The following is a 23,866-nucleotide window of genomic DNA, read 5'->3' as shown; positions in this document are numbered from 1 at the left end:
TCCAGCGTTCCTCCCCCAGCTACCGCTGGGAGGTGCCCCGGGGGCTCCGCCGGGCTACAGCTCCGCCGCGTACGGGGGCTCGGCGCCCGCCCGGGTGCAGGTCAGCGCGGCCGCGCGCGCCGCGTAGGCCAGGACGTCCGGCCAGTCGGCGGCGCCGGCGTCCGGGGCCCCGGCGAGCCGGTGCAGGAGCGCCGCGTTGACGGTGTCGCCCGCGCCGATCGTGTCCGCCACGGCGACGGGGAGAGCCGCCGCGCTGTGCTCCGCGCCGTCCGAGGTCCACACCGTCAGGCCCGCCGCGCCCCGGGTGAGCACCACCGCCGACGGGCCGGCCGCCAGCCAGTCGCCGACCCGGCCGCCCAGCCAGGCCGCGTCCTCCTCCGAGAGCTTGAGCACCGACACGTACGGCAGCCACCCCAGGAACCGCTCCCGGTACGCATCCGGATCCGCGATCAGCGCCGGGCGGACGTTGGGGTCCAGCAGGGTCAGCAGCCCGCGCCGCGACTCCCGGCGCAGCAGCGCCTCGTACGCGGACGCGCCCGGCTCCAGCACCAGCGAACAGGTCCCGAGCGCGAGGGCCCGTACCCCCGCGGGCAGCGCGGGCGGCAGGGCGAACAGCCGGTCGGCGGTCCCCTCGACGTAGAAGCCGTACACGGCCGAGCCGTCCGGGCCCAGGGAGGGCACGGCCAGCGTGGTCGGCTCGGGCCCGCGCTGCACCAGCGAGAGGTCCACCCCGGCGGCCCGTAGCCCCGCCAGCAGGCCCTCGCCGAAGCCGTCCGCCGACACCCGGGAGCAGAAGGCGACCTCCGCCCCGAGCCGGCCCAGGGCCAGGGCGGTGTTGTAGGGCCCGCCGCCGGGCCGGGGCAGCAGGGCGCCCGCCGGCCGCTCGACGGGCACGAGGTCGATCAGGGCTTCTCCACCGACGACGATCACGCGGGGGAAGGTATCCCATCGGACGCCGGTATCGTCGGGTCGACCCGTGGACCCCCACCCGGGGGCCCGTCACTCGTGCCAGGAGAACCGCATGTCCGCGCAGCCGCCCGCCGCCCGCCGTACCGTCCTCAAGGGCGCCGCCGCGCTCGCCGGGGCCGTGGGCGCGGGGACGGCGCTCACCGCGTGCTCCACCGAGGGCAACAGCGGCGCCGGCAGCCCGGCCGTCCCGAAGGAGCCGGTCGAGCTGGGCGGCGCGGCCGACGTCCCGGTCGGCGGGGCGAAGCTGTTCCGCGAGCGCAAGGTCGTCGTCAGCTGCCAGGCGGAGGGCCAGTACAAGGCGTTCAGCGCCCAGTGCACGCACGCCGGCTGCGTCCTGGACAAGATCGTCGAGGGCGAGGGCAACTGCCCCTGCCACGGCAGCCGCTTCGACGTCACCACCGGCAAGGTCCTGCGCGGCCCGGCCACCGACCCGCTGCCGGCGGTCCCGGTCAAGGTGGAGAACGGCAAGCTGATCGCGGGCTGACCGGAGCGGGGTACCGGTCGGCCGAGCACGGCGCACGCCGCGCTCTCACCCACCGAGACGGTCAGACGACCGTGGCAGGAATCCCCGCCTTTGAGGACCTCTTGAGGGCGGGGAGCGGAGGTCAATCCCAGTCCCAGGTGATGCCCAGGATCCCGCGCCGCACCTCCTGCTCCAGCAGGTGCACCGCGCGGTGCCGGCCGCTCGGGGTGAGGTCGCCGAGGGCGGTGCGGGGGGCTCCGGGGCCCGTGCGGGCGAAGCGGCGGCAGCGCACCGGGAGGGCCGCCTCGTCGAAGGCGACCTGGAGCATGTACTGCCCGCCCGCGTAGCTGAAGCCGCGCACGTACTCCGTGCTGCGGCCGCCCGTGCCGTCCGCGATCCCGTAGCCGAAGACGTACGTGTCCCCGCGCCGCAGCCGCGCGTCGAAGAGGAGCTCCGCCACCACCACCCCGGCTTCCGGGTGGCGGCGCACGCGGCCCGTGCGGCAGTTCTCGTACGCCGTCACCTCCACCCGCGTCGCGTCGCACCCCGGATCGCCGTGGTGGACGGCGAGGTAGCGGTCGACGCCGTCGCGGTGGGCCCGGACGATCTGCTGCGACTCCCGCGTGCGCAGCTCGCCGCCCGGTCCGATGCGGACCCGCTCGTGGTGGCCGACCGTGTGCAGGCCGCCGTCCGCCGGGAGCTCCATGCCGGCCAGCAGCTCCTCCACCGCCGCGCCCACGCTCACCAGCGCCCGGTAGGAGCGGGCGGCCGGGCGGGGCGGGCCGGCGGCGGGGAGGGGGCCGGCCAGCAGCCGCAGCAGGGAGCCGCCGGGCAGTTCCAGGATCTCCTCCAGGGCGGAGACCGCCCGCAGCGACTCGGGGTGCCGGGGCGTGCGGGCCCCCTGCTGCCAGTAACTGAGGCTGGTCACCCCGAGCTTGATGCCGCGCGCCGCGAGCCGGTGCTGGACGCGTTGCAGGGGCAGTCCGCGGGCGGCGATGGCGGCGCGCAGGGCGGCGTGGAAGGGGCCGCCGCGCAGCAGCCGTCCGAGCTGCGCCGCGTCCGGCGCGTCTGGCGGGTCGCCGGTGGGTCGCATGGCGACTCCTCTTGTGAACGTTCACACGCGCCGGGTGGGGGGCCGGGCCGGTGGTGCCGGGGGACCTGGTGGAACGGCAGTAACCGTTCACACCGCAGCCCCACCGTTCACACTGCAATGTCACCGCGTATTGAAGCGTGTTGACCTGATCGCGACAACACCCTGATGCTCCTCCACAGCGTCCGGACGCGCTCCTCCACCCCCACACACCCCGAGTCCCCACCTCGGGTCCCCATTCGGGAGGAACGCGATGCGCAACAGAAGAGGGCGGCCGTCCCTGGCCGCCGCCCTGATCTCCACCCTGGTCTCCGCCCTGCTCCTCGTCCTGCTGCCCGTGGGCGTCGGCGCCGGTACCGCCACCGCCGCCGCCGGCCCGGCCGCGGACGCCCCGAGCGCCCCGAGCGCCGCCCTGGCCTGGAAGCGGCTGGGCATCACCATGCAGGCCCAGCAGAAGAACAACTGGTGCTGGGCCGCCGGCGGCAACACCATCACCACCTGGTTCGGCCGCAACTACAGCCAGAACCAGTTCTGCAACGCCGCCTTCAACCGCCAGCAGGGCACCGAGTGCCCCAACAACCAGGCCACCCTCGGCAACGTCCAGACGGCGCTGCGCTGGGCCGGCATCAACTCCGGCAGCTACGTGACCGGCTGGCTCCAGTACTCCACCGTGCAGACCGAGATCAACGCCGACCGCCCGGTCGAGACCCGCATCCAGTGGTCCAACGGCGGCGGCCACATGCACGTCGTCTACGGCTACGACACCGCCAACAGCTGGGTCTACTGGGGCGACCCCTGGCCCTCCAGCGACCGCTACAACTGGGCCTCCCACGCCTGGTACGTGGACAACAGCACCTTCTCCTGGACCCACTCCCTCTACCGGATCGGGGCGTGACCGCCATGACGCTCCGCGCCTCCGCGGCCGCGGCCCTCGCTGCCGCCGCCGTAGTCGTACTGGTCACGGGTGGGCAGGCCGCCGCCGCGCCCGTACCGCAGCCGCAGACCGCCACCGCCGAGAACCGGGCGGCCGCCCACGAGGCCGCCGCCGCTCCCGACACCCTGGCCACCCTCTCCCGGTTCTTCGCCCGCGAGGGGAAGGTGTCGGCCGCCGCCGCGCAGCCCCGGGTCGAGGGCGAGGTGATCCCGGTGAGCTACCTCTCGCCGGACTTCGTCGCCGGGAAGGCCGGGGCGCCGGTCGCGCGGCTGGAGTTCCTGGCGAGCGCGGCCGTCTCCTCGGACGGGCAGAGGGCCGCCCTGTGGACCGCGAAGACCGGGACGGGCTGGCAGGTGGTGAACATCGCCACCGGCGACGACGAGTTCCGCTACGCCCGGCTGGGCGCGGAGAAACTGCCCGGCGGGACCGTGTTCCGCGAGCCGCAGATCGACGCCTGGTACGTCGCCCGGGGAGACCGGGTGCTGCCGCTGGACGAGGACGCGGCGCGGGCCGTGGGGGACCGGGGGACGACGCTCGCCGGATACAGGGCCCGGGTCACGGGACTGTACGGCGACAAGCTGCCCGGGTCCGCGTACGCAGAGGCCGGCCGGGCCGGGGGCTTCGCCGAGGTCTCCGGACCCGGTGAGCCCGGGGGCCCGGGCGGGGTCCCGGCGGCGGTCGGCGTCGGGGCGCTCGCGCTGGCGCTGGGTGCGGGCGGGGCGGTCGTCCTGCTCCGGCGGCGCCGGGCCCTCGGGGCGTAGTTCCGGGCCGCTCCGCTCCGCGGGGTCCGGCTGCCCGGTTCGTGGGCCCGGGCCCTGCGGGGCTGTCCCCTACCCGCCCTTCCACGTTCCTCCCCGGCTACGCGGGAGTGCCCCAGGAGCTGCGCCCGGACCCCCTGGGGCTCCGCCCCCAGACCCCGCGCCTCAAACGCCCGGCGGGGCTGGATCGGGGCCGGGGTGGGTGGGTCGCCTCAAGCGCCGGCGGGGCTGGATCGGGGCCGGGGTGGGTGGGTCGCCTCAAGCGCCGGCGAGGCTGGATGAGGCCGGGGTGCGGGGGGTTGTCGGCCCCCGCCAGTAGGGTGGTTGGCATGGCCGACCCTTCCAGCTACCGTCCCGAGCCCGGACAGGTCCCCGACTCCCCGGGGGTCTACAAGTTCCGCGACGAGCACCGCCGGGTGATCTACGTCGGGAAGGCCAAGAGCCTGCGCCAGCGCCTGGCGAACTACTTCCAGGACATCGCCGGCCTGCACCCCCGTACCGCGACCATGGTCACCACGGCCGCCTCCGTCGAGTGGACCGTCGTGTCCACCGAGGTCGAGGCGCTCCAGCTCGAATACTCCTGGATCAAGGAGTTCGACCCCCGGTTCAACGTCAAGTACCGGGACGACAAGAGCTACCCCTCCCTCGCCGTGACCATGAACGAGGAGTACCCCCGCGTCCAGGTCATGCGCGGACCGAAGAAGAAGGGCGTGCGGTACTTCGGCCCGTACGGGCACGCCTGGGCGATCCGCGAGACCGTCGACCTGATGCTCCGCGTCTTCCCGGTGCGCACCTGTTCCGCCGGGGTGTTCAAGCGGTCCGCGCAGATCGGCCGCCCCTGCCTGCTCGGCTACATCGGCAAGTGCTCCGCGCCCTGCGTCGGCCGGGTCACGCCCGAGGAGCACCGGGAACTGGCCGAGGACTTCTGCGACTTCATGGCGGGCCGCACCGGCACCTACCTCTCCCGGCTGGAGAAGCAGATGCACGAGGCCGCCGAGGAGATGGAGTACGAGAGGGCCGCCCGGCTGCGCGACGACATAGGCGCCCTGCGCCGCGCGATGGAGAAGAACGCCGTCGTCCTCGCCGACGCCACCGACGCCGACCTCATCGCGGTCGCCGAGGACGAGCTGGAGGCGGCCGTGCAGATCTTCCACGTCCGGGGCGGCCGGGTCCGCGGCCAGCGCGGCTGGGTCACCGACAAGGTCGAGGCCGTCGACACCGCCGGGCTCGTCGAGCACGCCCTCCAGCAGCTGTACGGGGAGGAGAAGGGCGAGGCCGTCCCCAAGGAGGTGCTCGTACCGGCGCTGCCCGAGGACGCGCCCGCCCTCGGCCAGTGGCTCGCCGGGCGGCGCGGGTCCGGCGTCAGCCTGCGCATCCCGCAGCGCGGGGACAAGAAGGCGCTGATGGAGACCGTCCACCGCAACGCCCTGCAGTCCCTCGCCCTGCACAAGACCAAGCGCGCCGGCGACCTCACCACCCGCTCCCGGGCCCTGGAGGAGATCGCCGAGGCCCTGGAGCTGGACGGCGCGCCGCTGCGCATCGAGTGCTTCGACATCTCCCACCTCCAGGGCGACGACGTCGTGGCATCCATGGTCGTCTTCGAGGACGGGCTCGCCCGCAAGAGCGAGTACCGCCGGTTCCAGGTCAAGAGCTTCGAGGGGCAGGACGACGTCCGCTCCATGCACGAGGTCGTCTCCCGCCGCTTCCGCCGCTACCTCCAGGAGAAGCTCAAGACGGGCGAGTGGGACGCGGAGGACGGGGAGGTCCCCGAGGACGACGGACGCCCCAAGCGCTTCGCCTACCCGCCGCAGCTCGTCGTCGTCGACGGCGGACAGCCCCAGGTGGCCGCCGCCAAGCGGGCCCTGGAGGAGCTCGGGATCGACGACGTGGCCGTGTGCGGGCTCGCCAAGCGGCTGGAGGAGGTCTGGCTGCCCGGCGAGGACGACCCCGTCGTGCTGCCCCGCACCAGCGAGGGCCTCTACCTGCTCCAGCGGGTACGTGACGAAGCCCACCGCTTCGCCATCCAGTACCAGCGCAACAAGCGCGGCAAGCGCCTGCGGGTGAGCCCGTTGGACGACGTACCGGGCCTCGGCGAGAGCCGCAAGCTGGCCCTCGTGAAGCACTTCGGTTCGGTGAAGAAGCTGAGACAGGCGACAATCGACCAGATCTGCGAGGTCCCCGGCATAGGCCGCAAGACGGCGGAGACCGTGGCCGCCGCCCTCGCCGGGGCGGTTCCCGCCGGTCCTGCCGTCAACACGGCGACAGGAGAGATCATTGAGGACGAGGCCTCCGCACCTGCGGAGACATCGTCCGAACGGGGGACCGCGCCATGACCCAGCACGAGACCGCACCGACGACCGAGCAGATGACCGAGCAGACGACCGAGCACACGAACGAGCACGACCGAGACGGAGCACAGGTGAGTACGGGCACGACCGTGGAGCCCGGCGACAACGCCGAGACCGCCATCCCCGAGCTGGTGATCATCTCCGGGATGTCCGGAGCCGGCCGCAGTACGGCGGCCAAGTGTCTGGAGGACCTCGGCTGGTTCGTCGTCGACAACCTCCCGCCCGCGCTGATCCCCACCATGGTGGAGCTCGGCGCCCGCTCCCAGGGCAACGTCGCGCGGATCGCCGTCGTCGTCGACGTCCGCGGCCGCCAGTTCTTCGACGCCCTGCGCGAGTCCCTCTCCGACCTGGAGGCCCGCGGGGTCACCCGGCGCATCGTCTTCCTGGAGTCCTCCGACGACGCGCTGGTCCGCCGCTTCGAGTCGGTCCGCCGCCCGCACCCCCTCCAGGGCGACGGCCGCATCGTCGACGGCATCGCCGCCGAGCGCGACCTGCTGCGCGAGCTGCGCGGTGACGCCGACCTGGTCATCGACACCTCCAGCCTGAACGTGCACGAGCTGCGCGCCAAGATGGACGCCCAGTTCGCGGGCGACGAGGAGCCCGAGCTGCGGGCCACCGTCATGTCCTTCGGCTTCAAGTACGGCCTGCCCGTCGACGCCGACCTGGTCGTCGACTGCCGCTTCATCCCCAACCCGCACTGGGTCCCCGAGCTGCGCCCCTTCACCGGGCTCAACGAGGAGGTGTCGGGCTACGTCTTCAGCCAGCCCGGCGCCAAGGAGTTCCTCGACCGCTACACCGAGCTGCTCCAGCTCATCGCCGCCGGCTACCGCCGCGAGGGCAAGCGGTACGTGACCATCGCCGTCGGCTGCACCGGCGGCAAGCACCGCAGCGTGGCCATGTCCGAGAAGCTCGCCGCCCGCCTCGCCTCCGAGGGAGTCGAGACCGTCGTCGTCCACCGGGACATGGGGCGCGAGTGACCGGACGCACCCTGCGGCTGCGCCGCCTGCGCCGCCTCACCCCCGGACGGGGCGAGGAGGGCGCGGGCCGCGGCGGCCGCCGCGCGGCGTCGAAGGTGGCCGCGCCCAAGGTCGTCGCCCTCGGCGGCGGCATGGGCCTGTCGGCCTCCCTCGCCGCGCTGCGCCGGATCACCGGCGAGCTCACGGCCGTGGTCACCGTCGCGGACGACGGCGGCTCCAGCGGACGGCTCCGGGAGGAGCTGAGCGTGCTGCCGCCCGGCGACCTGCGCAAGGCGCTGGCCGCGCTGTGCGGCGACGACGACTGGGGCCAGACCTGGGCCCGGGTCATCCAGCACCGCTTCCAGTCCGAGGGCGACCTGCACGGGCACGCGGTCGGCAACCTGCTGATCGTCGCCCTGTGGGAGCAGCTCGGCGACCCCGTCCAGGCCCTCGACCTGGTCGGGAAGCTGCTCGGCGCGCAGGGCCGGGTGCTGCCGATGTCGGCGGTGCCGCTGGAGCTCCAGGCCCTGGTCAGGGGCCACGACCCGGCCCGCCCGGACGAGGTCGACACCGTCCGGGGGCAGGCCACGGTGGCCCTCACCCCCGGCGAGGTGCTCTCCGTGCAGGTCGTGCCGACGGACCCGCCGGCCGTGCCGGAGGCCGTCGCCGCCGTGCTCGACGCCGACTGGGTGGTGCTGGGCCCGGGGTCCTGGTTCTCCTCCGTGATCCCGCACCTGCTCGTGCCGGAGCTGCTGGACGCGCTGGTGCAGACCAAGGCCCGGCGGGTCCTGTCGCTGAACCTGGCGCCGCAGCCCGGTGAAACCGAGGGCTTCTCTCCGCAGCGTCATTTGGAGGTTTTGGCCCGACACGCCCCTAAACTCGCCCTGGACGTGGTGCTGGCCGACGAGGCCGCCGTACCCGACCGCGAGTCCCTCGCCGATGCCGCGAAACGGTTCGGTGCCGCGGTCGAGCTGGCTCCCGTGGCCAGACAGGACGGTTCTCCGAAGCACGATCCGGAGCTGCTGGCCGCCGCGTACGACCGTATTTTTCGGATGCATGGAAGGATCGGCCCATGGCGATGACGCCCGCGGTGAAGGATGAGATCTCACGCCTCCCCGTCACCCGGACCTGCTGCAGGAAGGCGGAGGTCTCGGCGATCCTGCGGTTCGCGGGCGGCCTGCACCTGGTGAGCGGCCGCATCGTCATCGAGGCGGAGCTGGACACCGGGATCGCGGCCCGGCGGCTGCGCAAGGACATCCTGGAGATCTTCGGCCACTCCTCCGACCTGGTGGTCATGGCCCCGGGAGGGCTGCGCCGCGGCAGCCGCTTCGTCGTGCGCGTCGTCGCCGGCGGGGACCAGCTGGCACGCCAGACGGGCCTCGTGGACGGCCGCGGCCGCCCCATCCGGGGTCTTCCCCCGCAGGTGGTCTCCGGCGCCACCTGTGACGCGGAGGCGGCCTGGCGCGGTGCCTTCCTGGCCCACGGCTCCCTCACCGAACCGGGACGCTCCTCCTCCCTGGAGGTCACCTGCCCCGGCCCGGAGGCGGCCCTGGCCCTGGTGGGTGCCGCCCGCAGGCTCTCCATCGCCGCCAAGGCGCGCGAGGTGCGCGGCGTGGACCGGGTCGTGGTCCGCGACGGCGACGCGATCGGCGCCCTGCTGACCCGCCTCGGCGCCCACGAGTCGGTGCTGGCCTGGGAGGAGCGGCGGATGCGGCGCGAGGTGCGCGCCACCGCCAACCGCCTCGCCAACTTCGACGACGCCAACCTGCGCCGCTCGGCACGGGCCGCGGTGGCCGCCGGCGCCCGGGTCCAGCGCGCGCTGGAGATCCTCGGCGAGGAGGTCCCCGAGCACCTCGCCGCGGCCGGCCGGCTGCGCATGGAGCACAAGCAGGCCTCCCTGGAGGAGCTGGGCGCGCTCGCCGACCCGCCGCTGACCAAGGACGCCGTCGCCGGCCGGATCCGCCGCCTGCTGGCGATGGCCGACAAGCGGGCCCAGGACCTCGGCATCCCGGGCACCGAGTCGAACCTGGACCTCAGCGAGGAGCTGGCCGACAACATGGCCGGCTGACCCCGTATCTCCGGAACGCTCCCGACGGGCCCGCACGCCCACCCGCGTGCGGGCCCGGTCCGTTCCCGTTTGTCCCGTTGACATGTGCATCTTCGGATCGTGAGCCTTGCGTCCGAAGCTTTCGTGGCAGACGACGCCCAGGGGGGCACATGAGGCACCGCGCGAGTTCGATCCTCGCCGCAAGCGCACTCGTCTTCGGAACCACACTGGCCGCGGTACCCGCCGCGGCCCACGCCCACGCCCAGACCCAGTCCCGGCCCGCGTCCGGCACGCCGTCCGGTGCCGACGAGGTGCGGGTCTACGACGCCGACATCACCCGCGAGCAGGTCCCGCTCGTCCTCGCCGCCGGCCAGGACGCCCACGAACTCTCCGAGCGCGCCCCGGAGACGGGCACCGCCCGCGTCGAGCTCTTCCTCACCGGGGAGCAGGCCGGTCAGCTCGCCGCCCAGGGGGTCGTACTCGCCGAGCGCAAGGTCCCCGCCCAGGGCCTGGCCCGCGCCAAAGCCGCAGGGGACGGCGTCTTCCGCCCGTACAGCGGCAAGGGCGGCCTCCAGGAGGAGGTCCTGCGGACCGCGCAGGAGAACCCGGCGCTCACCAAGGTCGTCTCCATCGGCAAGAGCCTCCAGGGCAAGGACATCCTCGCCCTCAAGGTCACCAAGGACGCCAAGCGGACCAGGGACGGCGGCAAGCCGTCCGTGCTCTACATGTCCAACCAGCACGCCCGGGAGTGGATCACCCCCGAGATGACCCGGCGGCTGATGCACCACACCCTCGACAACTACGGCAAGGACCAGCGGATCACCAAGCTGGTGGACTCCACCGAGCTGTGGTTCCTGCTCTCCGCCAACCCCGACGGCTACGACTACACGTTCACCTCCGACAGCACCCGGCTGTGGCGCAAGAACCTCCGCGACAACGACGGGGACGGCAGGATCACCGCGGTGGACGGCGTCGACCTCAACCGCAACTTCGCCCACAAGTGGGGCTACGACAACGAGGGCTCCTCCCCGAGCCCCTCCAGCGAGACCTTCCGCGGCCCCAAGGCGCAGTCCGAGCCCGAGACCACCGCGCTCGACGGCTTCGAGAAGCGCATCGGCTTCGAGTACGCGATCAACTACCACTCGGCGTCCGAGCTGATCCTGTACGGCGTGGGCTGGCAGGTCGCCACCCCCACCCCCGACGACGTCGCCTACAAGGCCCTCGCCGGCACCCCCGAGAACCCCGCCGTGCCCGGCTACTACCCGCAGATCTCCTCCGAGCTGTACACGACCAACGGCGAGGCCGACGGCCACGCGGCCAACGTCAACGGCGTCATGATGTTCACGCCGGAGATGACCACCTGCCAGACGGCGTCCGCGATCGATCCGAACGACGCCTGGAAGCCGGAGGACTGCGCCTCCGGGTTCAACTTCCCCGACGACGAGAAGCTGATCCAGCAGGAGTTCGCCAAGAACGTCCCCTTCGCGCTCAGCGTCGGCGAGAGCGCCGCACACCCCGACCGTCCCTCCTCCTCCGTCGGCCTGAGCGCCGCCGACTTCACCACCGACCCCTTCACCACCTCCTACGCGGCCAAGGGCGAGGACCAGACGGTCGCCGTCACCGCCCGCAAGGCGCTCAAGGACAAGCGCCTCAACTTCCGCATCAACGGCGGCCGTACCCACGACGACGGACTCAAGGCCTGGAAGGGCGGGGACGTCTACGGAGGCGACGACAACAACTGGTTCGACGAGTACCGGGGCAAGGTGGACGGCGCCAGGCCCGGGGACAAGGTCGAGGTCTGGTTCACCGGCCGCGACCGCTCCGACAAGAAGGTCTCCAGCGAGCACTTCACGTACACCGTGGCCGAGCGGCCGCGCGCGGACGTCCTGGTGATCGCCGAGGAGGGCGCCACGGCCCAGCACGCCCGGGAGTACGTGGACGCGCTGCGGGCCAACGGGAAGTCGGCCGCCGTGTGGGACGTGGCCGCACAGGGCGTCCCGCACCACCTCGGCGTGCTCTCCCACTTCCGCACGGCCGTCCACTACACGGGCGCGGGCGCCCCCGGCGGACCCGTCCAGCTGGCCGTCCGCGACTTCCTCAACGAGGGCGGCAAGCTCGTCGAGGCCGGTGAACTGGCCGGCGGCCGGGCCCAGGTCGGCCGCGCCCTCACCGACGACTTCAGCCAGTACTACCTCGGCGCCTACGGCCGCGCCCCGGTCAAGGGCCCGACCGGCTTCACCGGCGCGGGCACCCTGGCCGGCGCCCGGGGCGCCCTCGGCGACGCGGCCGGCAACCCGCTGAACGCCCCCGGCGCCTACACCGTCACCTCCGACACGCTCCCGGCGGCGCAGTTCCCGCAGTTCAAGAGCGCCCAGGCGGGCCAGTACGCCGGGGTGACCAATCCGTACGCCCCCTACGCGGGCACCGGCATGGCGTCGGCGACCCATGACGACGACGACTGGAAGCGCCTCACGCGGACCATCGACCTCACCAAGGTCACCGCCGCCGACCAGCCGAAGCTGAAGACGGCCCTCAACTGGAACACCGAGGAGGGCTACGACCACGCCGTCCTGGAGGCCCGTACGGCCGGCGGGGACGACTGGACCACACTCCCGGACTTGGGAGGACTGAGCTCCGCCACAGTCCCGGCGGAGTGCGAGGCCGGCTTCTTCGTCAACGGCCACCCGTTCCTGCGCCGCTACCTCACCCTCGCCGGCGGCGGCTGCACCGCGTCCGGCAGCAGCGGAGCGTGGAACAGCTTCACCGGATCCTCCGGCGGCTGGAAGCAGGTCAGCTTCGACCTGAGCGCCTACGCGGGCAAGACGGTGGAGGTCTCCCTCGCCTACATCACCGACCCCGCCTCGGGCGGCCGCGGCGTCTTCGCCGACGAGGCGCGGCTGTCCCTCGGCGGCGCCGACCAGCCCGCCGAGGGCTTCGAGGCCTCCCTCGGAACGTGGACCGCACAGCCGGCGCCCGCCGGGAGTCCCGACGTTCCGGGAGATTGGTCCAGGACCGGAGAGCTGTTCAAGTCCTACGCAGCGGTCACTACGCGTGACACGGTTCTCCTCGGCTTCGGCCTGGAGCACCTCACGGCCCCGGCCGACCGCGCCGCCGTGCTCGGCAGGGCGCTCAGGTCCCTGGACCACTGATCCACGACCCGGTCCCCGTTCACTCTCCGTGACGGGGACCGAAGTCCCCGACGTCCCGTGCCGGAGCCATTGGTACAGGGCCTCGGGCATGTCCCCCGCGCAGAGCGGGGAGTGTCAGGCTCCGACCGATGTCACTCAAAAGCTCACAGAGAGGTAGGGTCGTAAGCGGTCGGGGACATCCCATACAGCTCGCCGGCGGGACAGGCCGGCGCACCAACGAGGAGATCGGTTCGTGACGATCCGCGTAGGCATCAATGGTTTTGGCCGAATTGGCCGCAACTACTTCCGGGCTCTTCTCGAGCAGGGAGCGGACATCGAGATCGTCGGTGTCAACGACCTGACGGACAACGCCACCCTGGTGCACCTGCTCAAGTACGACACCATTCTGGGCCGCCTCAAGGCCGAGGTCTCCCACACCGACGACACCATCACCGTCGGCGGCAACACCTTCAAGACCTTCGCCGAGCGCGACCCCGCGAACCTCCCCTGGGGCGAGCTGGGTGCCGACATCGTCATCGAGTCCACCGGCATCTTCACGAAGAAGGCCGACGCCGCCAAGCACCTCGCGGCCGGCGCGAAGAAGGTCCTCATCTCGGCCCCGGCCAAGGACGAGGACATCACCATCGTGATGGGCGTCAACCAGGACAAGTACGACGCGGCCAACCACCACGTCATCTCCAACGCCTCCTGCACCACCAACTGCGTGGCGCCGATGGCCAAGGTCCTCGACGAGAACTTCGGCATCGTCAAGGGCATGATGACGACGGTCCACGCCTACACCAACGACCAGCGCATCCTGGACTTCCCGCACTCGGACCTGCGCCGCGCCCGCGCCGCCGCCGAGAACATCATCCCGACCTCCACCGGTGCCGCCAAGGCCACCGCGCTGGTCCTGCCGCAGCTCAAGGGCAAGCTCGACGGCATCGCCATGCGCGTCCCGGTCCCGACCGGCTCCGTCACCGACCTCGTCCTGGAGCTCGACCGCGAGGTCACCAAGGACGAGATCAACGCCGCCTTCCAGAAGGCCGCGGAGGGCCAGCTCAAGGGCATCCTCGACTACACCGAGGACGCGATCGTCTCCTCCGACATCGTGAACTGGCCGGCCTCCTGTACCTTCGACTCCTCCCTGACCATGGTCCAGGGCAAGCAGGTCAAGGTCGTCGGCTGGTACGACAACGAGTGGGGCTACTCCAACCGACTCGTCGACCTCACCGTCTTCGTCGGCGGTCAGCTCTAAGGCCGTCAGATCCCAAAAGCGTAGGGCAAGGCAATAGGCAACACGATGTGAGCACAGGGTCCGCTCGGCGCGATGAGGCGCCGTTCGGGCCCTGTTGCTTGCCTGGCCCTCCCCTCCTCGCCCACCGGGCGAAGGTCTCCCAAGGAGTAGGAAACACATGAAGACGATCGACGAACTGCTCGCCGAGGGCGTCGCCGGCAAGCGGGTCTTCGTCCGCGCCGACCTCAACGTTCCGCTGGCGAACGGCGAGATCAGCGACGACGGCCGCATCCGCGCCGTCCAGCCGACCATCGCGAAGCTCGCCGAGGCCGGCGCCCGCGTGGTCGTCGCCTCGCACCTGGGCCGCCCCAAGGGCGCCCCGGACCCGGCGTTCTCGCTGGCCCCGGCCGCCAAGCGGCTCGGTGAGCTGCTCGGCACGGAGGTGGCCTTCGCCACCGACACCGTCGGCGCCTCCGCCAAGGAGACCGTCGCGGCCCTCGCCGACGGCCGGGTCGCCGTCATCGAGAACCTGCGCTTCAACGCCGGCGAGACCTCGAAGGACGACGCCGAGCGCGGCGCCTTCGCGGACCAGCTCGCCGAGCTGGCCGACGTCTACGTCGGCGACGGCTTCGGCGCCGTCCACCGCAAGCACGCCTCGGTCTTCGACCTGCCCGCGCGCCTCCCGCACGCGGCCGGCTACCTCATCGCCACCGAGGTCGGCGTCCTGAAGAAGCTGACCGCCGACGTCAAGCGCCCCTACGTCGTCGTCCTCGGCGGCGCCAAGGTCTCCGACAAGCTCGCCGTCATCGACGAGCTCCTCGGCAAGGCCGACCGCATCCTCATCGGCGGCGGCATGGCCTACACCTTCCTCAAGGCCAAGGGCTACGAGGTCGGCATCTCCCTGCTCCAGGAAGACCAGCTGCCCAAGGTCACGGAGTACATGGAGCGCGCCGAGAAGACCGGCGTCGAGCTGGTCCTCCCCGTCGACGTCCTGGTCTCCGCCGACTTCCCGGACCTCAAGGGCAAGACCCCGGCCGTCTTCGAGACGGTCGACGCGGACGGGATCCCTGCGGACAAGGAGGGCCTGGACATCGGCCCCAAGACCCGTGAGCTGTACGCTTCGAAGATCGCCGACGCCGAGACCGTCTTCTGGAACGGCCCGGTGGGCGTCTTCGAGCACCCCGACTACGCGGGCGGTACCACCGCCATCGCGCAGGCCCTCGTCGACAGCCAGGCCTTCACCGTGGTCGGCGGTGGCGACAGCGCCGCCGCGGTCCGCATCCTCGGCTTCGACGAGAACGCCTTCGGTCACATTTCCACCGGTGGTGGCGCCAGCCTCGAATACCTCGAGGGCAAGACGCTCCCCGGCCTCGCCGCCCTGGAGGGCTGAACCCCTATGACCACTGTCAACGGCCGCACCCCGCTGATGGCGGGCAACTGGAAGATGAACCTCAACCACCTCGAGGCCATCGCCCACGTCCAGAAGCTCGCCTTCGCCCTCGCCGACAAGGACTACGACGCCGTCGAGGTCGCGGTGCTCCCGCCCTTCACCGACCTGCGCTCGGTGCAGACCCTGGTCGACGGCGACAAGCTGAAGATCAAGTACGGCGCCCAGGACATCTCGGCGCAGGACTCCGGCGCCTACACCGGCGAGATCTCCGGCCCGATGCTGTCGAAGCTGAGCTGCACCTTCGTCGCCGTCGGCCACAGCGAGCGCCGCCAGTACCACGGCGAGACCGACGAGGTCTGCAACGCCAAGGTCAAGGCCGCCTACCGCAACGGGATCACCCCGATCCTGTGCGTCGGCGAGGGCCTGGACGTCCGCAAGGCCGGCAACCAGGTCGCGCACACGCTGGCCCAGGTCGACGGCGGCCTCAAGGACGTTCCGGCCGAGCAGGTCGAGTCCATCGTGATCGCGTACGAGCCGGTCTGGGCGATCGGCACCGGCGAGGTCGCCACCCCCGAGGACGCGCAGGAGGTCTGCGGTGCGATCCGCGGCCGCCTCGCGGAGCTGTACTCCCAGGAGCTGGCCGACAAGGTCCGCATCCAGTACGGCGGCTCGGTCAAGTCCGGCAACATCGCCGCGATCATGGCCCAGCCCGACGTGGACGGCGCCCTGATCGGCGGCGCGGCGCTGGACGTGGACGAGTTCGTCAAGATCGTCCGCTTCCGCGACCAGTGAGTATGCGGTAGGGCCGATCCGTCGTACCCTTGCGGGGGCCGGGGGCCGCGTACGCGCGGCAGCCGGCCCCCGCTTCCTCCCAGCAAGCCCAGAAAGTAGGAATCAGCCGTGGTTATGGGGTTTTCGATCGCCCTGATCGTCTTCAGCGCTCTGCTGATGCTGCTCGTGCTGATGCACAAGGGCAAGGGTGGCGGCCTTTCCGACATGTTCGGCGGCGGCATGCAGTCCTCGGTCGGCGGCTCCTCCGTGGCCGAGCGCAACCTCGACCGCATCACGGTCGTCGTCGGCCTGCTGTGGTTCGCCTGCATCGTCGCGCTCGGCCTGCTCATGAAGGCCAACGCCTCCTGACGGTTCTGGCCATTCGGGCCGTACCGCCGGCGGCGCCCGGCCTATCATGAGGACCTGCGTCCGCGGCTGGAGCGAGTAACTCCGGTTGCTGGACGTGCGTTGGGCCTTACGTAGACTGGGGCGCCCGCAGCGGACATCCCGCACGCTCCGCGGCACCATCACGCAGGGAGTTACGACCGTGGCAAGTGGCAACGCGATTCGTGGAAGTCGGGTCGGAGCCGGGCCGATGGGCGAGGCCGAGCGCGGTGAATCCGCGCCGCGCCTGCGCATCTCCTTCTGGTGCTCGAACGGGCACGAGACGCAGCCCAGCTTCGCCAGCGACGCGCAGGTCCCGGACACCTGGGACTGCCCGCGCTGCGGGTTCCCGGCCGGCCAGGACCGGGACAACCCGCCCGCGCCGCCCCGCACGGAGCCGTACAAGACGCACCTCGCGTACGTCCGCGAGCGCCGCACCGACGCCGACGGCGAGGCCATCCTCGCCGAGGCCCTCGCCAAGCTCCGCGGCGAGATCTGAGCCCGCCCGTCCCGGCACGAAGCACCGCGCTCAAGAGCGACCCAGGGCCCGGCCCGCGGGAGAACGAATCCCGCGGACCGGGCCCCTTTGTGTGCGTTGTCCCCCTTCCGATCCCTTAGGTTGGACGCTGGCGGGGCACAACAGGACGGAAGAAGTGGGTTGATGTCCGAGATGAACGCAGACAGCCGTACGAGGCTCAACCGGACGCCCGAGTGGCACGCACTCGGCAAGCACCGGGAAGAGCTGGGGCAGACGCATCTGCGGGAGCTGTTCGAGTCGGACCCGGACCGGGGCACCGGCTACACGCTGCGGGTCGGGGACCTGTACATCGACTACTCGAAGCACCTCGTGACCGACGAGACGCTCGGGATGCTGCGCGAACTGGCGTCCGCCACCGGCGTGGCCGAGCTGCGGGACGCCATGTTCCGCGGCGAGAAGATCAACGTGACGGAGGACCGCGCGGTCCTGCACACCGCGCTGCGCGCCCCCCGGGAGGCCGTCGTCGAGGTCGACGGCGAGAACGTCGTCCCCGGCGTGCACGAGGTCCTCGACAAGATGGCGGCCTTCTCCGGCCAGGTCAGGTCGGGGGAGTGGACCGGGTTCACCGGCAAGCGCATCAAGAACGTGGTCAACATCGGCATCGGCGGCTCCGACCTCGGCCCCGCGATGGCGTACGAGGCGCTGCGCGCCTTCACCGACCGCGACCTGACCCTGAAGTTCGTCTCCAACGTGGACGGCGCCGACCTCCACGAGGCCGTGCGCGACCTCGACCCGGCGGAGACCCTGTTCATCATCGCCTCGAAGACCTTCACCACCATCGAGACCATCACCAACGCCACCTCGGCGCGGGAATGGCTGCTCGCGGGGCTGGGCGGTGACCAGGCCGCCGTGGCACGGCACTTCGTGGCCCTGTCCACCAACGCCGAGAAGGTCACCGAGTTCGGCATCGACCCGGCCAACATGTTCGGCTTCTGGGACTGGGTCGGCGGACGCTACTCCTTCGACTCCGCCATCGGCCTCTCCCTGATGATCGCCATCGGCCCGGACTCCTTCCGCGAGCTGCTCGGCGGCTTCCACGCCATGGACGAGCACTTCCGCACCGCGCCGATGGAGGCCAACGCCCCGTTCCTGCTCGGCCTGTTGGGCATCTGGTACGGGGCCTTCTTCGACGCGCAGTCGCACGCGGTGCTCCCGTACAGCCACTACCTCTCCCGTTTCACCGCCTACTTGCAGCAGCTCGACATGGAGTCGAACGGCAAGTCCGTGGACCGGGAGGGCAATCCGGTGGACTGGCAGACCGGCCCGGTGGTGTGGGGCACGCCCGGCACCAACGGACAGCACGCCTACTACCAGCTGATCCACCAGGGCACCAAGATGATCCCGGCGGACTTCATCGGCTTCGCCCGGCCGGTGGCGGAGCTGCCGCCGGCGCTGGAGGCCCAGCACGACCTGCTGATGGCGAACTTCTTCGCCCAGACGCAGGCCCTGGCCTTCGGCAAGACCGCCGAGGAGGTCCGTGCGGAGGGGGTCGCCGAGGCGCTCGTCCCGCACAAGACCTTCCGGGGCAACCACCCGACGACGACGATCCTCGCGGGTGAGCTGACCCCCTCGGTGCTGGGCCAGCTCATCGCCCTCTACGAGCACAAGGTGTTCGTCCAGGGCGCGGTGTGGAACATCGACTCCTTCGACCAGTGGGGCGTCGAACTCGGCAAGGTCCTCGCCAAGCGCGTGGAGCCGGCGCTGACCGAGGGCTCGCACGTGGAGAGCCTCGACCCGTCGACGCGGGCGCTGGTGGCCACGTACCGGGAGCTGCGCGGCCGTGGCTGACCCGGCCTGACGCAGAGGGCCCCGCACCGGACAGGATCCGGTGCGGGGCCCTTCACGATCCCGTTCCTCCGGTTCAGGCGGAGGCCGGGGGGTACAGCCCGGCGGGCAGCTTGGCCGCCGCCGCGCGGTCCAACAGCCACAGGGTGCGGCTGCGGCCGTACGCCTCCGCGGCCGGGGCCTGCACCCCGCCAGCACCGCCGAGGGCGATGGCGACCGCTCCGGCCTTGTCCTCGCCGGCCGCCAGCAGCCAGACCTCGCGGGCCGCGCGGATCGCGGGGAGGGTGAGCGAGACGCGCGTCGGCGGCGGCTTCGGGGCGCCGTGGACGCCGACGACCGTGCGCTCGGTCTCGCGGGCCGCCGGGTGCTCGGGGAACAGGGACGCCACGTGGGTGTCCGGGCCCACGCCCAGCATCAGCACGTCGAACGTGGGCACCGGGCCGTGGTCCTCGGGCCCGGCCGCCTTCGCCAGCTCGGCGGCGTACGCGGCCGCGGCGGCGTCCACGTCGTCGCCGTACGGGCCGTCGGAGGCGGGCATCGCGTGCACGCGCGCCGGGTCCACGGGGACGGCGTCCAGCAGCGCCTCGCGGGCCTGGACGTGGTTGCGCTCGGGGTCGTCGGCGGGGACGTAGCGCTCGTCGCCCCACCAGAGGTCGATGCGGGACCAGTCGATCGCGTCCCGCGCGGGGGCGGCGGCGAGGGCCGCGAGCAGGCCGTTGCCGTTGCGGCCGCCGGTCAGGACGACCGAGGCGCTGCCGCGGGCGGCCTGCGCGTCCACGATCTTCGTGATGAGCCGGGCCGCCGCGGCCTGGGCCATCAGCTCCTTGTCCCGGTGGACGACGACCTGGGGAGTCGTCATACCCATGTGCTGCCGCCTTCTTGGTAGTCCTGGGTGATTGCCCCACGGCCCTTGGGGCCTTGCGGGGTGCGCGGGGTGCGCGGGGTGCGCGGGGTGCGCGGGGTGCGCGGGGTGCGCGGGGTGCCGCTGCGCGGAGCCCTTCCCCACCCCGCCCCTTCCCGAAACCGGGGCTCCGCCCCGGACCCCGGTCCTCAAACGCCGGACGGGCTGGAAGTGCGCTGCGCGCACCCCAGCCCGTCGGGCGACGGCCGGCGAGATCCAGCCCCGCCGGCGTTTGAGGCGCGGGTCCGGGCGGAGCCCGGGGAACGGTGGAAGGGCGGGTAGGGGACCGCTCCGCGCAGCGGCCCCCCGTCCTGCTACTTGGCCGCCGCCCGCTTGGCCGGCTTGCCCGCCGGCTTCGCCGAGGAGCCCTTGCCATCGGCCCCGGCGTCGGCCTGGGCGCTGTCGGCCTGGGCATCGGAACCGGCCTGGGCGGCGGCACCGGCACGGGCACCGGCCCCGGTACCGGCCTGGGCCGCGGTACCGGCACCGGCCTGGGCCGCGGCGTCAGCCTTGGCACCGGCACCGGCGTCAGCCTTGGCACCGCCACCGGCACCCGCACCCGCACCCCCCGCCGCCAGGCGGTTGACGCCGAACTTCAGGGACGCCTCGTACGTGTTGTCCGGGTCCAGCCGGCGCAGCTCCTCCGCCAGCAGCTCCGCCGTGTCGCGGCGCTTGAGCGCCACCGCGCGGTCCGGCTGCCCCGGCATGCACAGCGTCGCCAGCGCGCCGTCCGCGCGGTCCAGGACGATCACGCCGTCCTTGGTCTCCAGGCGTACGGCCGTCAGCCCCGGCCCGTCCGACAGCGTCCGCTTGACCGGGACGCCGAGGCGGTCCGCCAGCCACATGGCCAGCAGCTCGCAGCTCGGGTTCTCGTCCTCGCCCTCGACGGTCGCGGAGACCACCGAGACCGTCTGCTGGTCGAGCGCGGCGGCCAGCATGGAGCGCCACGGTGTGATCCGGGTCCACGACAGGTCGGTGTCGCCCGGCGCGTACGCCTGCGCCCGCAGGCCGAGGGCCCCGATGGGCTCCTCCGAGGAGTACGTGTCCGTGATCCGGCGCTGCCCCAGCGCGCCCAGCGGGTCGCCCGCCAGGTCCGCCGGAGCGCCCTCCGGCCACCAGACCACCACGGGGGCGTCCGGCAGGAGCAGCGGGAGCACGACCGACTGGGCGTGGTTGACCAGTTCGCCGTGCAGGCGCAGTACGACCGTCTCCCCGGTGCCGGAGTCCGCTCCGACGCGGATCTCCGCGTCGAGGCGGGGGTCGCGGCGGCTGCGCGGGGAGCGGCTGACCCGCTTGACCACGACGACGATCCGCGAGGGGTGTTCGTGGGACGCGTCGTTCGCCGACTTGAGCGCGTCGTACGCGTTCTCTTCGTCGGTCACGATCACCAGCGTGAGGACCATGCCGATGGCCGGCGTGCCGATGTCCCGGCGCGCCTGCACCAACGCGGCGTTGATCTTGCTGGAGGTGGTCTCCGTGAGGTCGATCTTCATGGCCGGCGCCAGCTCCGTCCGTCTCGTGCGAGCATCTCGTCCGCCTCGACCGGCCCCCACGTGCCCGCCGGGTACTGCGCGGGCTTGCCGTGCTTGTCCCAGTACTCCTCGATCGGGTCGAGGATGTTCCAGGACAGCTCGACTTCCTGGTGACGCGGGAAGAGGTTCGCGTCGCCGAGGAGGACGTCGAGGATGAGCCGTTCGTAGGCTTCGGGGCTGGACTCCGTGAAGGACTCGCCGTAGGCGAAGTCCATCGTGACGTCCCGGACCTCCATGGAGGTGCCCGGCACCTTCGAGCCGAAGCGGACCGTCACGCCCTCGTCCGGCTGGACCCGGATGACCAGGGCGTTCTGCCCCAGCTCCTCGGTCGCGCCCGACTCGAAGGGCAGGTACGGGGCCCGCTTGAAGACCACCGCGATCTCGGTCACCCGGCGGCCCAGGCGCTTGCCCGTGCGCAGGTAGAACGGGACGCCCGCCCAGCGGCGGTTGTTGATCTCCAGGCGGATGGCCGCGTAGGTGTCGGTCTTCGACTTGGGGTCGATGCCGTCCTCTTCGAGGTACCCGACGACCTTCTCGCCGCCCTGCCAGGCCGCCGAGTACTGGCCGCGCACGGTGTGCTTGCCCAGGTCCTCGGGGATCTCGACGGCGCTGAGCACCTTCAGCTTCTCCGCCACCAGGGCCTTGGGGTGGAAGGAGCCGGGCTCCTCCATCGCCGTGAGCGCCAGCAGCTGGAGCAGGTGGTTCTGGATGACGTCGCGGGCCGCGCCGATGCCGTCGTAGTACCCGGCCCGGCCGCCGATGCCGATGTCCTCGGCCATCGTGATCTGGACGTGGTCGACGTACGACCGGTTCCAGATCGGCTCGAACATGGTGTTGGCGAAGCGGAGCGCCAGGATGTTCTGGACGGTCTCCTTGCCGAGGTAGTGGTCGATCCGGAAGACCTCGTCGCGCGGGAAGACCTCGTGGACGACCTGGTTGAGCTCTTCCGCGCTCTTCAGGTCGTGACCGAAGGGCTTCTCGATGACGGCGCGCCGCCAGGAGCCCTCCTTCTGGGCCAGCCCGTGGTTCTTGAGCTGCTGGACCACCTTGGGGAAGAACTTCGGCGGGACCGACAGGTAGAAGGCGAAGTTGCCGCCGGTGCCCTGGGCCTTGTCGAGTTCTTCTATGGTCGACTTGAGCGTCTCGAAGGCCGCGTCGTCGTCGAACTCGCCCTGGACGAACCGGCAGCCCTGCACCAGCTGCTGCCAGACCTCCTCGCGGAAGGGGGTGCGCGAGTGCTGCTTGACGGCCTCGTACACCTCCTGGGCGAAGTCCTCGTCCTGCCACTCGCGGCGGGCGAAACCGATCAGCGAGAAGCCCGGGGGCAGCAGGCCGCGGTTGGCGAGGTCGTAGACGGCGGGCATGAGCTTCTTGCGCGACAGGTCACCCGTAACGCCGAAAATGACCAGGCCGGACGGCCCCGCGATGCGCGGGAGCCGCCGGTCCTGTGCGTCACGAAGCGGGTTCGCTCCGTTTACCGACAAAATACTCAGTCCTCCGCGGGGGCGAGGCGCGTCAGCTCCGCCTCGGTCGACTTCAGCAGGTCGTTCCAGGACGCCTCGAACTTCTCGACGCCTTCGTCTTCGAGCAGCTGCACCACATCGTCGTACGAGATGCCCAGCTTCGCGACCGCGTCCAGCTCGGCGCGCGCCTGCTCGTAGGTGCCGCGGATGGTGTCGCCGGAGACCTCGCCGTGGTCGGCGGTGGCCTCCAGGGTGGCCTCGGGCATGGTGTTGACGGTGCCGGGGGCGACCAGGTCCACCACGTACAGGGTGTCCTTGTACGCCGGGTCCTTGACGCCGGTCGAGGCCCACAGCGGGCGCTGCTTGTTGGCCTGCGCCTTGTCCAGGGCCGCCCAGCGGTCGGAGGAGAAGACCTCCTCGTACGCCTCGTAGGCCAGACGGGCGTTGGCGAGGGCCGCCTTGCCCTTGAGGGCCTTGGCCTCGCCGGTGCCGATGCCGTCCAGGCGCTTGTCGATCTCGCTGTCCACGCGGGACACGAAGAAGGAGGCGACCGAGTGGATCTTGGAGAGGTCCAGGCCGGCGGCCTTCGCCTTCTCCAGGCCCGCCAGGTACGCGTCCATAACCGCGCGGTAGCGCTCCAGCGAGAAGATCAGCGTGACGTTGACGCTGATGCCCCTGCCGATGACCTCGGTGATCGCCGGCAGGCCGGCCTTGGTCGCCGGGATCTTGATGAGCGTGTTCGGGCGGTCCACCAGCCAGGCGAGCTGCTTGGCCTCGGCGATGGTCGCCACCGTGTCGTGCGCGAGGCGCGGGTCGACCTCGATGGACACGCGGCCGTCCTGGCCGTCGGTCGAGTCGAAGACCGGGCGCAGGATGTCGGCGGCGTCCCTGACATCCGCCGTCGTGATCATGCGGATGGCCTCGTCGACGGTGACCTTGCGGGCGGCGAGGTCGGCGAGCTGCTGCTCGTAGCCGTCACCGCTGCTGATCGCCTTCTGGAAGATCGACGGGTTGGTGGTGACACCGACCACGTGCTGCTGGTCGATGAGCTCGGCGAGGTTGCCGGACGTGATGCGCTTGCGGGACAGATCGTCCAGCCAGATCGCCACGCCCTCGTCGGAGAGGCGCTTGAGTGCGTCTGCCATGAGAATTACATCTCCTACTGGTTCAGG

The 23,866-nt window shown here is 71.9% G+C and carries 20 protein-coding genes; 14 read left to right on the top strand and 6 right to left on the bottom strand.

Annotated elements, in window-relative coordinates; genetic code table 11:
* Window positions 1-54: 54 nt before the first annotated feature.
* On the bottom strand, window positions 55-930 hold the full coding sequence (locus SSNG_RS08815; protein ID WP_007263468.1) for a carbohydrate kinase: 876 nt from the start codon (window positions 928-930) through the stop codon (window positions 55-57).
* Between the two features lie 91 nt (window positions 931-1,021).
* Between SSNG_RS08815 and SSNG_RS08810 the strand changes: the two genes are divergently transcribed.
* A complete protein-coding gene (locus tag SSNG_RS08810; protein ID WP_007263467.1) occupies window positions 1,022-1,453 on the top strand; it encodes a Rieske (2Fe-2S) protein in 432 nt (143 codons plus the stop codon).
* 121 nt (window positions 1,454-1,574) lie between these two features.
* On the opposite strand, the gene SSNG_RS08805 is transcribed toward SSNG_RS08810, so the two are convergent.
* Window positions 1,575-2,525, bottom strand: coding sequence for a hypothetical protein (locus SSNG_RS08805; protein WP_007263466.1), 951 nt, complete (start codon window positions 2,523-2,525; stop codon window positions 1,575-1,577).
* A 250-nt stretch (window positions 2,526-2,775) separates the two neighbouring features.
* Between SSNG_RS08805 and SSNG_RS08800 the strand changes: the two genes are divergently transcribed.
* The 13 genes from SSNG_RS08800 to pgi all read left to right on the top strand — a co-directional run bounded on the left by SSNG_RS08800 (window position 2,776) and on the right by pgi (window position 18,801).
* The gene (locus tag SSNG_RS08800; RefSeq protein ID WP_007263465.1) at window positions 2,776-3,417 is read left to right on the top strand and encodes a papain-like cysteine protease family protein; all 642 of its coding nucleotides are present in this window, start codon (window positions 2,776-2,778) and stop codon (window positions 3,415-3,417) included.
* A gap of 5 nt (window positions 3,418-3,422) precedes the next feature.
* Complete coding sequence (locus SSNG_RS08795; protein WP_042803149.1) at window positions 3,423-4,217, top strand: hypothetical protein; 795 nt, start codon at window positions 3,423-3,425, stop codon at window positions 4,215-4,217.
* A 326-nt stretch (window positions 4,218-4,543) separates the two neighbouring features.
* Window positions 4,544-6,547 carry an excinuclease ABC subunit UvrC gene (gene uvrC, locus SSNG_RS08790; protein ID WP_042800761.1) on the top strand — a complete coding sequence of 668 codons (2,004 nt, stop codon included), beginning with the start codon at window positions 4,544-4,546 and terminating at the stop codon, window positions 6,545-6,547.
* Window positions 6,548-6,579: 32 nt separating this feature from the next.
* Window positions 6,580-7,539 carry an RNase adapter RapZ gene (gene rapZ / locus SSNG_RS08785; RefSeq protein ID WP_050779847.1) on the top strand — a complete coding sequence of 320 codons (960 nt, stop codon included), beginning with the start codon at window positions 6,580-6,582 and terminating at the stop codon, window positions 7,537-7,539.
* Entirely contained in the window at window positions 7,536-8,600 is a 1,065-nt protein-coding gene (yvcK, locus tag SSNG_RS08780) for a uridine diphosphate-N-acetylglucosamine-binding protein YvcK (protein WP_007263461.1), read from the top strand. The genes rapZ and yvcK overlap by 4 nt, the downstream gene beginning before the upstream one ends.
* The gene (gene whiA, locus SSNG_RS08775) at window positions 8,591-9,586 is read left to right on the top strand and encodes a DNA-binding protein WhiA (RefSeq protein WP_030237199.1); all 996 of its coding nucleotides are present in this window, start codon (window positions 8,591-8,593) and stop codon (window positions 9,584-9,586) included. The genes yvcK and whiA overlap by 10 nt, the downstream gene beginning before the upstream one ends.
* Before the next feature lie 149 nt (window positions 9,587-9,735).
* Window positions 9,736-12,714 (top strand): M14 family metallopeptidase, encoded by a 2,979-nt coding sequence (locus tag SSNG_RS08770; RefSeq protein ID WP_007263459.1) that lies wholly within the window; start codon window positions 9,736-9,738, stop codon window positions 12,712-12,714.
* 232 nt (window positions 12,715-12,946) lie between these two features.
* Window positions 12,947-13,951 carry a type I glyceraldehyde-3-phosphate dehydrogenase gene (gene gap, locus SSNG_RS08765; protein WP_007263458.1) on the top strand — a complete coding sequence of 335 codons (1,005 nt, stop codon included), beginning with the start codon at window positions 12,947-12,949 and terminating at the stop codon, window positions 13,949-13,951.
* A gap of 157 nt (window positions 13,952-14,108) precedes the next feature.
* Window positions 14,109-15,320, top strand: a complete 1,212-nt coding sequence (locus tag SSNG_RS08760) for a phosphoglycerate kinase (RefSeq protein WP_007263457.1) — start codon at window positions 14,109-14,111, stop codon at window positions 15,318-15,320.
* Window positions 15,321-15,326: 6 nt separating this feature from the next.
* Window positions 15,327-16,112 carry a triose-phosphate isomerase gene (gene tpiA, locus SSNG_RS08755; protein ID WP_007263456.1) on the top strand — a complete coding sequence of 262 codons (786 nt, stop codon included), beginning with the start codon at window positions 15,327-15,329 and terminating at the stop codon, window positions 16,110-16,112.
* Between the two features lie 114 nt (window positions 16,113-16,226).
* Entirely contained in the window at window positions 16,227-16,460 is a 234-nt protein-coding gene (gene secG, locus SSNG_RS08750) for a preprotein translocase subunit SecG (protein ID WP_042800760.1), read from the top strand.
* 178 nt (window positions 16,461-16,638) lie between these two features.
* Window positions 16,639-16,974, top strand: coding sequence for an RNA polymerase-binding protein RbpA (locus SSNG_RS08745; protein WP_007263454.1), 336 nt, complete (start codon window positions 16,639-16,641; stop codon window positions 16,972-16,974).
* Window positions 16,975-17,145: 171 nt separating this feature from the next.
* Window positions 17,146-18,801: a glucose-6-phosphate isomerase gene (pgi, locus tag SSNG_RS08740; RefSeq protein WP_007263453.1), complete on the top strand. Its 1,656-nt coding sequence runs from the start codon at window positions 17,146-17,148 to the stop codon at window positions 18,799-18,801.
* A gap of 73 nt (window positions 18,802-18,874) precedes the next feature.
* Here the strand turns inward: pgi and pgl are convergent, their stop codons facing one another.
* From pgl to tal, 4 genes are all read right to left on the bottom strand, one after another.
* The gene (gene pgl / locus SSNG_RS08735) at window positions 18,875-19,657 is read right to left on the bottom strand and encodes a 6-phosphogluconolactonase (protein WP_007263452.1); all 783 of its coding nucleotides are present in this window, start codon (window positions 19,655-19,657) and stop codon (window positions 18,875-18,877) included.
* 356 nt (window positions 19,658-20,013) lie between these two features.
* On the bottom strand, window positions 20,014-21,192 hold the full coding sequence (gene opcA / locus SSNG_RS08730; protein WP_007263451.1) for a glucose-6-phosphate dehydrogenase assembly protein OpcA: 1,179 nt from the start codon (window positions 21,190-21,192) through the stop codon (window positions 20,014-20,016).
* Window positions 21,189-22,718 (bottom strand): glucose-6-phosphate dehydrogenase, encoded by a 1,530-nt coding sequence (gene zwf, locus SSNG_RS08725; protein WP_042803143.1) that lies wholly within the window; start codon window positions 22,716-22,718, stop codon window positions 21,189-21,191. The genes opcA and zwf overlap by 4 nt, the downstream gene beginning before the upstream one ends.
* Window positions 22,719-22,720: 2 nt before the next feature.
* Window positions 22,721-23,839: a transaldolase gene (tal, locus tag SSNG_RS08720; protein ID WP_007263449.1), complete on the bottom strand. Its 1,119-nt coding sequence runs from the start codon at window positions 23,837-23,839 to the stop codon at window positions 22,721-22,723.
* Window positions 23,840-23,866: the final 27 nt, after the last annotated feature.

The sequence above is a fragment of the Streptomyces sp. C genome, from assembly GCF_000158895.1.
Classification (GTDB): Bacteria; Actinomycetota; Actinomycetes; order Streptomycetales; family Streptomycetaceae; genus Streptomyces; species Streptomyces racemochromogenes.
This window is presented reverse-complemented; position numbering and strand designations above follow the sequence as displayed.

Excerpts from the sequence above, each read along its gene's own strand:
- SSNG_RS08770 (WP_007263459.1), top strand. The coding sequence starts at position 9,736 with ATGAGGCACCGCGCGAGTTCGATCCTCGCCGCAAGCGCACTCGTCTTC.
- secG (WP_042800760.1), top strand. The coding sequence starts at position 16,227 with ATGGGGTTTTCGATCGCCCTGATCGTCTTCAGCGCTCTGCTGATGCTG.
- SSNG_RS08805 (WP_007263466.1), bottom strand. The coding sequence starts at position 2,525 with ATGCGACCCACCGGCGACCCGCCAGACGCGCCGGACGCGGCGCAGCTC.
- SSNG_RS08795 (WP_042803149.1), top strand. The coding sequence starts at position 3,423 with ATGACGCTCCGCGCCTCCGCGGCCGCGGCCCTCGCTGCCGCCGCCGTA.
- pgl (WP_007263452.1), bottom strand. The coding sequence starts at position 19,657 with ATGACGACTCCCCAGGTCGTCGTCCACCGGGACAAGGAGCTGATGGCC.
- whiA (WP_030237199.1), top strand. The coding sequence starts at position 8,591 with ATGGCGATGACGCCCGCGGTGAAGGATGAGATCTCACGCCTCCCCGTC.
- SSNG_RS08800 (WP_007263465.1), top strand. The coding sequence starts at position 2,776 with ATGCGCAACAGAAGAGGGCGGCCGTCCCTGGCCGCCGCCCTGATCTCC.
- tal (WP_007263449.1), bottom strand. The coding sequence starts at position 23,839 with ATGGCAGACGCACTCAAGCGCCTCTCCGACGAGGGCGTGGCGATCTGG.
- SSNG_RS08760 (WP_007263457.1), top strand. The coding sequence starts at position 14,109 with ATGAAGACGATCGACGAACTGCTCGCCGAGGGCGTCGCCGGCAAGCGG.
- uvrC (WP_042800761.1), top strand. The coding sequence starts at position 4,544 with ATGGCCGACCCTTCCAGCTACCGTCCCGAGCCCGGACAGGTCCCCGAC.
- opcA (WP_007263451.1), bottom strand. The coding sequence starts at position 21,192 with ATGAAGATCGACCTCACGGAGACCACCTCCAGCAAGATCAACGCCGCG.
- tpiA (WP_007263456.1), top strand. The coding sequence starts at position 15,327 with ATGACCACTGTCAACGGCCGCACCCCGCTGATGGCGGGCAACTGGAAG.
- rapZ (WP_050779847.1), top strand. The coding sequence starts at position 6,580 with ATGACCGAGCAGACGACCGAGCACACGAACGAGCACGACCGAGACGGA.
- pgi (WP_007263453.1), top strand. The coding sequence starts at position 17,146 with ATGAACGCAGACAGCCGTACGAGGCTCAACCGGACGCCCGAGTGGCAC.
- SSNG_RS08810 (WP_007263467.1), top strand. The coding sequence starts at position 1,022 with ATGTCCGCGCAGCCGCCCGCCGCCCGCCGTACCGTCCTCAAGGGCGCC.